Genomic DNA, 8,558 nt, shown 5'->3' on the forward strand with positions numbered 1-8,558 from the left:
CGCCGGCGCCGGGGTCCTGCGCCCTCTGCGGGCTGTGCCGCGCCGGCGCCGTCCCGCCGCTGCTCCCGCACGCGCCGGGCCTCGCGCGCCGCCTGCGCTGGACGGCGGTGGCGTGGCCGATCCCGCCCCCCGTCCGGACCGCGTCGGTCCCTGCCGTCATCGGCCAGCCCCGCGGGCCGCCCCGCTCCGCCTGATCGCCCGTCCTCCGGGCGGCGCCGCCGCTCGCCCCATCGATCAGACGAGACCTCCGATGACCTCCGACACCCCCGTCCTGCGCGGCGGCGCCCTCGCGCTCCTGCTCGCCGGAAGCCCCCTCCCCGCCCTCGGGCAGGCCGCCGTCACCCTCGAGGAACTCTCCGTGGAGGGCGAGGCCGCGCCCGCTGCGGGCGGGCCCGCCGCGCCGGCCTTCGGCGTGGCGGCGCCGCCGAGCTCGGCGCCCGCGGTGATCGAGCACCCGGTCGGCGAGATCGTCACCGGCATCGGGCGCGACGACACGATCGCGAACCGGCCGGCGACCAGCATCGGCTCGGTCCTGGTGAACAGCCCGGGCGTGACGGTGCGGCAGGGGAACGGCGGCCGCGACGTGGTCATCTCGATCCGCGGCAACAACGCCCGCTCCACCGGCGTGATCAAGAACACCGTCGTCCTGGAAGACGGCTTCATCCTCACCCAGCCGGACGGGGCGTCGCGCTTCGACCTCACGGACCCCCGCGCCTACGGCCGGATCGACGTGTTCCGCGGGCCGCAATCGCCGCTCTTCGGCAACTACGCCACCGGGGGCGCCATCGCGTTCCGGACACGCACCGGGCGGGAGATCGACGGCTACGAGATCGGGGTGGATGCCGGCAGCTTCGGGTACCTCAGCCACTATTTCACCGTCGGCGGCGTCAGTGGCCCGTTCGAGATCAGCCTGTTCGCCAGCGATGTCCGCGCCAACGGCTACCAGGACCACGCGAGCTACGACACGCAGACCATCAACCTGCTCGCGAGCTACACCCCGACGCCGGACAACCGCTTCACCCTGAAGGTGATCAACAACACCCTCGACGCCAACCTGCCCGCCCGCGCGTCCCTGGCCCAGTACCGGATCAACTCGTACCAGCGCGGCTGCGCCGCCGCGGCGAGCGCGGCCCCGGGCTGCACCACCTTCAGCCTGTTCCGGAACGGGGCCTTCGGCGCGACCGTGCCGGTGACGGCCGACGAGGGCGGCTTCGGGCGCAACGACCGCCGGACCATCGTGGCCGCCCGCTGGGAGTACGACCTCGACGCGTTCACCACGTGGCGCACGCAGCTCGGCTTCGACGAGCGCAACTTCGATCAGCCGTTCTACACGACCGCGTCGCGGGGCTCCTACCCGTCCTGGAACTTCCTGACCGACCTGACCCGGCGGGGCGACCTGCTCGGCCTGCCGGCGACGGGCTACGTCGCGCTCGCCTACAATACGATCGACAACCACATCACCACCTTCAACCGGGCCCCCTACGTCGGCCCGCGCCTGGGGGCGCTGATCGGCGATCAGACGGCAGTGCAGTCGAATCTCGGCGGCCGGGCGCGGCTCGAGCTGGGCCTGTCGGATCAGTGGACCGGCATCCTCGGGCTGAGCGCCGAGACCACGGCGATCACCGGGCGCAACGTCGCCTACGCGTACGCGGCGAGCGGGACGACGCGGACGGTGGCGGACGCGAACCGGTCCTTCCTCAACGTCGCCCCCGAACTGGCCCTCGTCTACCGGCCGGACGCGGCCTGGGCGCTGCGCGGACGGGTCGCCACCGGCTACACCACGCCGGCCGCCAGCAACCTGTTCATCACCCCGGCCGGGCTGCCCGGCAACAACACGCAGCTCCGGACGCAGGAGAACCTCGGCTTCGACCTCGGCGCCGAGTGGAGCCCGGTGACCGATCTCCGCCTGAGCGTGACCGGGTTCTACGAGTTCTTCCGCAACGAGCTGGTCTCGCAATCGCCGGGGGCCGGCCTCCTCGCCTACACGTTCAACGCGCCGGCCTCGGAGCATCGCGGCATCGAGGTCGGCGCCGAATGGGCCTTCGCGCCCGGCTGGCGCGGCACGCTGGCCTACACGTTCGACGACCAGATCTACACCCGCTACACCGAGCAGCTCAGCGCCGGCAGCCTGAGCCGGTCCTTCGACCGGGCCGGGAACCGGATCCCCGGGGTTCCGGCCCACCAGCTCCTCGCCCGCCTCGGCTACGACGTGCCGAGCGGCCCGCTCGCGGGTCTCGGCGCCTTCGTGGAGACGGTCGTCCAGGGCGATTTCTACCTCGACAACGCCAACCTGCTGAAGGCGCCCGGCTACGCGGTGGTCAACGCCAACCTGCACTACGCCACGGAGCTGACGGGCGGCTACGCGAAGCGGCTGAGCCTGTACGTCGAGGTGCGCAACCTGTTCGACACGACCTACGTCGCCTCCGCGCAGAACCTCGCCAACAGCATCAGCGGCACGACCGGCCTCCAGAACGGCGCCGCCGTGCTGGCGACCACCACCGGATCGGTCTTCGCGGGCGCTCCGCGGAACATCGTCGGCGGCATGCGGCTGGCATTTTGATAACCGCGCGGCGGCTCGCGCGTGGTGTCGCAGTCGAGCGTGCACTATGCTTCGGCAGTCGATCGCAGGGCGGGGCCTGAGCGCGCGGCGGGGCCGTGGGCGGGGATGTGGCGCGATGGTCCGATGAGGCGGCGAACCGTACTCGCTGGGTTGCCCCTGGCGCTCGCCGGGTGGCCGCGCGCCGTACTGGCACAGGGTCAGGCCCATGTCGCGGCCCTCTGGCCGTTCGCGGAGGGCGATCCCGAGGGCCGGGTGCTGGCGGAATCGTTCCACGCCGGCCTGCGCGATCACGGTCATCCCGATCAGCGGGTCGACGATCGCTGGACCGGGGCCGACCGCGAGCGCACGCGTCTCCTCGCGGCCGAACTGGTGGCCGCACACCCGCAGGTGATCTTCGCCTACCTCAGCGCGCAGCTCACGGCCGTGGCGGCCCTGACGAAGCAGATCCCGATCGTGTTCGTTGGCGCCTCGAACCCGGTCCGCTTCGGGTACGTGGAGAGTCTCCAGCGCCCGGGCGGCAACATCACCGGCTTCACGCTCTACGAGGCGCCGCTGGGCGGGAAATGGGTGGCGGCCCTCAAGGAGGCCGTTCCGAGCCTCAGGCACGTCACCCTGCTGTCCAATCCGAGCACCGAGATCCGCGGCGAGAACCTCTACGCCGAGCCGTTCCGCGCCACCGCGGCCGCGCTCGGGATCGAGCCGGTGGTGGTGAAGATCGACAAGGCGGCCGAGATCGAGCCCGTGATCGCCGCGCTCGCGCGGCGCGGCGACGGGGGCCTGATCGTCGCCCCCGGCACGTTCAGCGAGGCCAACGGCGACCAGATCGTCGCGCTCACCACGAGTCTCCGGGTCCCCGCGGTCTTCGCGATCCGCCGTTTCGCCTATCGGGGCGGCCTGATGTCGTACGGACCGGATCCGGTGGAGACGGTCCGCCGGGCCGCCGCCTATGTCGGCCGCATCCTGCGCGGCGAGAACCCCGCGACCCTGCCGGTCCAGGCGCCCACGAAGTTCGACTTCATCGTGAATCTCAAGACGGCCCGCAGCATGGGCGTGACGATCTCGTCGGCGCTCCTCGCCCAGGCGGACGAGATCGTCGAATGACGGCGCCGCGCCCGCCCGCCGCCCCGCCGGCCGCGACAGCGCCGCCGCGCTGGTTCCGCCTGCCGCTCGCGGGGAAGTTCGCGGTGGCCTTCGTGGGCCTCGTCAGCCTCGTGCTGCTCATCAACGGCGCCGTCGACCTGACGCTGAACTATCAGGACGCCAAGCGGACGGCGATCGAGACGCAGCGCACCAAGGCGCGCGCCGCCGCCGAGCGCGTCGACGCCTTCCTGTCCTCGATCGAGGGTCAGATCGGCTGGACCACGCGCGCCGAGTGGCGGCGCGTCTCCCCCGAGCAGCAGCGCTACGACTTCATCCGCCTGCTGCGCCAGGCGCCGGCCATCACGGAGGTGGCCTACCTCGATCCGGCCGGCAAGGAGCAGCTGCGCGTCTCGCGGCTGGAGCCCGACGCCGTCGCCAGCGGCAAGGATTTCTCGACCTCGCCGCGCTTCACCCAGGCGCTCGCCCAGAAGACGTGGTTCGGCCCGGTCTATTTCCGGCGCGGCTCCGAGCCATACATGACCGTCTCGGTGGCCCATGCCGGCCGCGACCCGGGCGTGACCGTCGCGGAAGTCAATCTCAAGCTGATCTGGGACGTGGTCAGCGCGATCAACGTCGGCGAGCACGGCTACGCCTTCGTGACGACGGCGACCGGTCGCCTGATCGCGCACCCGGATCTCAGCCTCGTCCTGCGCGACACCGACCTGTCCGGCCTGCCCGAGGTCGCGGCCGCCCTGCCCGGCTCGCGGATGGCGGGTCAGGACTACGAGATCACGACCGGCCTCGACGGCGGATGGGTGCTGGCGGCCCACGCCACCATCCCGCGGGTCGACTGGATCGTCTTCGTGCAGGAATCGCTGCGCGACGCCATGGGGCCGGCGCTCGAATCCGTGATCCAGACCACGTCGCTGATGGGTCTCGGCGTCCTGCTGGCGGCGGTGGCGGGCACCTTCCTCGCGCGGCGCATGGTCGTGCCCATCCGCGAGCTCGAGGACGGGGCGGAGCGGTTCGGCGCGGGCGACCTGTCCGAGCGGATCGTGATCCGCACCGGCGACGAGATCGAGACCCTCGCGCACCGGTTCAACACGATGGCGAGCCGGGTTCAGGATTCCTACGAGACGCTCGAGGCCAAGGTGGAGGAGCGGACCCGCGACCTCAACCGGTCGCTCGACGATCTCCAGCGGGCGCAGAGCCGGCTCGTCCAGTCCGAGAAGCTCGCCTCGCTGGGACAGCTCACCGCCGGCATCGCCCACGAGATCAAGAACCCGCTGAACTTCGTCAACAACTTCGCGTCGCTCTCGAACGAGCTGGTGGACGAGCTGCGGGAGGTGCTCGAACCGACCACCCTCGACCCGGACACGCGCGCGGAGGTCGAGGAGCTCGCCGGCCTGCTCAAGGGCAATCTCGAGAAGGTCGTCCAGCACGGCAAGCGCGCGGACTCGATCGTCAAGAACATGCTGCTGCACTCGCGGACCGGGTCCGGCGAGCATCGCCCGGTCGAGGTCAACGCGCTGGTCGAGGAGAGCCTGAATCTTGCCTATCACGGGGCCCGTGCGGCGAAACCCGGCTTCAACGTGACCCTCGTGCGCGATTACGATCCGGCGGCCGGCCTCGCCGACCTGTACCCTCAGGAGATCACGCGGGTCCTGCTGAACCTGATGTCGAACGGGTTCTACGCCACCGAGAAGCGGGCCGCCGACGGCGAACCCGGCTATGCGCCGACGCTCTCGGTCGCCACCCGGGACCGGGGCGACAGCGTCGAGATCCGGGTGCGCGACAACGGCACCGGCATCCCGGACAGCGTCAAGGCCAAGATGTTCGACCCGTTCTTCACCACCAAGCCGGCCGGCGAGGGAACGGGGCTCGGCCTGTCGCTGAGCCACGACATCCTCGTCAAGCAGCACGGCGGGACGGTTGACGTCGCCACGGAGCCGGGTGCCTTCACGGAATTCATCATCACCCTGCCGCGGCAGAGTGTTACGCCGGACGCGCCGCCTCGGTCACCGACCGTGGCGGCGACAGAGCCGGTGACCGAGCCGGCGACCGAGACCGAGAGCCAGCCATGAACGTCCTGATCCTCGTCGTCGATGACGAACCCGACGTGACAGACCTGTTCCGGCAGCAGTTTCGCCGCGAGCTGCGCGCCGGACGCTTCGCGATGGCCTTCGCGCACTCGGCCGCGGAGGCCCTGGAGCGGATCAACGGTTCGAACGAGCCGAGCCTGATCCTGATGCTGTCGGACATCAACATGCCCGGGATGACCGGCCTCGAATTGCTGCCGCTGGTGCGCGCGGCCCGGCCCGACGTGCCGGTGATCATGATTACGGCCTACGGCGACGCCGAGACGCGCGAGAAAGTCCGCGCCGCCGGCGCCGTGGGCCTGATCACCAAGCCGATCGACTTCGCCGTTCTGAAGGCCGAGATCGATCGCCGTCTGTCCGCCTTCGCGGGGACCGAATGACACCCGGCGTCCCGAGCGCCAAGATCCTCGTCGTCGACGACGAGCCGGATCTCGAGGCGCTGATCACCCAGAAGTTCCGCCGCCAGATCCGGCAGGGCCTCGTCACGTTCCTGTTCGCCCACGACGGGCAGGAGGCGCTGGACCGCCTGGCCGAGAGCCGCGACGTCGATCTGGTCGTCTCCGACATCAACATGCCGCGGATGGACGGGCTGACCCTGCTCGCCAAGCTGCAGGAGCTGGCCGAGCGCCCCTCGATCATCATCGTCTCGGCCTACGGCGACATGGCGAACATCCGCACGGCGATGAACCGGGGCGCCTTCGACTTCCTGACGAAGCCGATCGACTTCGCCGACCTCGAGACGACGATCGAGCGGACGCTGCGCCACGTCGAGGACCTGCGCGAGGGGCGGCGGCGGCAATCGCTCGCCGAGCGGGCCCACGCCTCCCTGGCCCGGTACTTCTCGCCGAACCTCGCCGAGCGGCTCGCGGGGGACGCGTCGGGCCTCGAACTCGGCGGCCACCGCCGCGACGTGGCCTCCCTGTTCACCGACATCGCGGGCTTCACCAGCCTGGTGGAGAGCCTCGACCCCGCGCAGCTCGCCGAGATCCTCAACGGCTATTTCGCCGAGATGACCGACGTGGTCTTCGCCCACGAGGGGACGGTGGCCAAGATCGTCGGCGACGCCCTGCACGTCCTGTTCGGCGCGCCGGGGGATCAGCCGGACCACGCGGCGCGGGCGGTGGCCTGCGCCCTCGCCCTGGACGAGGCGGCCGAGGGCTTCCGCGGGCGCTGGCGCGAGCGGGGAATCGAGATCGGCGTGACGCGGATCGGCGTCCATGCCGGCCCGGCGATCGTGGGCAATTTCGGCGGCGGCCGCTACTTCGACTACACGGCCTACGGCGACACCATCAACACGGCCGCCCGTCTGGAGAACGCCAACAAGGCCTTCGGCACGCGGATCTGCGTCAGCGACGCCGTCGTGATCCGCGCCGGCCAGTTCCGCGGCCGCCCCCTCGGCGACCTCCTCCTGCGCGGCAAGCAGACGGCCCTGCGCGCCTACGAGCCGCTGACGGAGGCGGCCTACGGCGACGCGCTGCTCGCCCAGTACCAGGACGCCTACGCCAAGCTCGATACCGGGGATGCCGGCGCCCTGGCCGCCTTCGCGGCCCTGGTCGGTCTGCGCCCCGACGACGGGGTCGCGGCCTTCCACCTGAAGCGCCTGCTGAACGGCGGCAGCGGCAGTCGGGTCGAGGTCCGCTGAGTCGCCGCGCGCGCCCGGCCTCCCCGTCGCCCGCCCCGATAGCCCCGCCTTAAGGCAGCGCCTATTACCGTCCGAGGGCGCGCGATCGGAATCCCTCCCGATCGGCGATGCTCGGAACGGGTTCGGACGGGAGACCGGCGCATGAGACGGCGCGACGTCATCGCGGGCCTCGGCGGCGCGGCCGCGTGGCCGGCCCTCGCCGCCGCGCCGGCGAAGGGTCAGCGTCGCCTGGGGATCCTGCTGGTCTACGGCGAGGCGCATCCCGACAGTCCCGTCATCGTCGAGACGCTGAAGGAGAGCCTGAAGCGGGCCGGCTGGATCTGGGGTGAGAACCTCACGGTCGACCTGCAGTACGGCAACGGCGACGCCGAGCGGATGCGCGTTCAGGCGGAGGAGATCGTCGCGCGCGTGCCCGACGTGGTGCTCGCGCAGGGCGTCGTCGGCGCGACCGCGCTCCAGCGGGCGACCGCGACGATTCCGATCGTCTTCATGATGCTTCAGGACCCGGTCGGCGGCGGCTTCGTGACCAACCTGTCGCGGCCCGGCGGGAACCTCACCGGCTTCACCAACTTCGACTTCGTCCTCGTCGGCAAGTGGCTGCAGCTCCTGAAGGAACTCAGCCCCGGCGTGACGCGGGCGCTCGCCCTCATCAATCCCGATTACCGGGCGCGCTTGGCGGGCTACACGGCCGAGATGGCCCGGATCGGCCCGGTACTCGGGATCGACGCCCGGATCGCGGGCGTGCACGACGCGGCCGAGATCGAGGCGGCGATCGCCGGCTTCGCCACCCAGCCGAAGGGCGGCCTCATCGCGCTGCCGGACGCGGTGACCGGGGTGTACGGCCAGCTGATCGTCGATCTGGCGGCCACCTATCGCCTGCCAGCCGTGTACGCCTACGCGGCTCCGGTCCATCTCGGCGGCCTCGCCGCCTACACGACGAGCGTCGAGCAGGACGTGCAGCGGGCGGCGGGCTACATCGATCGGATCCTGCGCGGCGCGGTGGTCGGCGACCTGCCGGTGCAGGCGAGCGAGCGCTTCATCACCCTGCTCAACCTGACGACGGCCGCCTCCCTGGGGCTGACCATCTCGCCCTCGCTGATGGCGAAGGTGGACGAGCTGGTCGAGTAGCGGCCGCCGGAGCCGGTGCCGGTCGTCGCGGCGGCACCGCCGCGACGAC

General features: G+C 71.4%; 6 protein-coding genes and 1 pseudogene. All 7 read left to right on the forward strand.

Features of this window, described 5'->3' with window-relative positions; all coding sequences use genetic code 11:
• A pseudogene (locus ACLBYE_RS28015) lies at window positions 1-194 on the forward strand (DUF2946 family protein); the annotation flags it as partial.
• A gap of 56 nt (window positions 195-250) precedes the next feature.
• A complete protein-coding gene (locus ACLBYE_RS28020) occupies window positions 251-2,560 on the forward strand; it encodes a TonB-dependent receptor family protein (protein WP_447696675.1) in 2,310 nt (769 codons plus the stop codon).
• Between the two features lie 123 nt (window positions 2,561-2,683).
• A complete protein-coding gene (locus tag ACLBYE_RS28025) occupies window positions 2,684-3,661 on the forward strand; it encodes an ABC transporter substrate-binding protein (RefSeq protein WP_447696676.1) in 978 nt (325 codons plus the stop codon).
• Window positions 3,658-5,724: a sensor histidine kinase gene (locus tag ACLBYE_RS28030; RefSeq protein ID WP_447696677.1), complete on the forward strand. Its 2,067-nt coding sequence runs from the start codon at window positions 3,658-3,660 to the stop codon at window positions 5,722-5,724. Before ACLBYE_RS28025 ends, ACLBYE_RS28030 begins: the two co-directional genes overlap by 4 nt.
• Window positions 5,721-6,119, forward strand: a complete 399-nt coding sequence (locus ACLBYE_RS28035) for a response regulator (protein WP_020096377.1) — start codon at window positions 5,721-5,723, stop codon at window positions 6,117-6,119. The genes ACLBYE_RS28030 and ACLBYE_RS28035 overlap by 4 nt, the downstream gene beginning before the upstream one ends.
• Window positions 6,116-7,381, forward strand: a complete 1,266-nt coding sequence (locus ACLBYE_RS28040) for an adenylate/guanylate cyclase domain-containing protein (protein ID WP_447696678.1) — start codon at window positions 6,116-6,118, stop codon at window positions 7,379-7,381. The genes ACLBYE_RS28035 and ACLBYE_RS28040 overlap by 4 nt, the downstream gene beginning before the upstream one ends.
• Before the next feature lie 141 nt (window positions 7,382-7,522).
• Window positions 7,523-8,509, forward strand: coding sequence for an ABC transporter substrate-binding protein (locus ACLBYE_RS28045; RefSeq protein WP_447696679.1), 987 nt, complete (start codon window positions 7,523-7,525; stop codon window positions 8,507-8,509).
• Window positions 8,510-8,558 lie beyond the last annotated feature (49 nt).

The organism is Methylobacterium sp. A52T (genome assembly GCF_053346095.1).

Bases quoted from the DNA above. Each gene is read 5' to 3' on its own strand.
- ACLBYE_RS28020 (WP_447696675.1), top strand. From the start codon at position 251: ATGACCTCCGACACCCCCGTCCTGCGCGGCGGCGCCCTCGCGCTCCTG.
- ACLBYE_RS28025 (WP_447696676.1), top strand. From the start codon at position 2,684: ATGAGGCGGCGAACCGTACTCGCTGGGTTGCCCCTGGCGCTCGCCGGG.
- ACLBYE_RS28030 (WP_447696677.1), top strand. From the start codon at position 3,658: ATGACGGCGCCGCGCCCGCCCGCCGCCCCGCCGGCCGCGACAGCGCCG.
- ACLBYE_RS28035 (WP_020096377.1), top strand. From the start codon at position 5,721: ATGAACGTCCTGATCCTCGTCGTCGATGACGAACCCGACGTGACAGAC.
- ACLBYE_RS28040 (WP_447696678.1), top strand. From the start codon at position 6,116: ATGACACCCGGCGTCCCGAGCGCCAAGATCCTCGTCGTCGACGACGAG.
- ACLBYE_RS28045 (WP_447696679.1), top strand. From the start codon at position 7,523: ATGAGACGGCGCGACGTCATCGCGGGCCTCGGCGGCGCGGCCGCGTGG.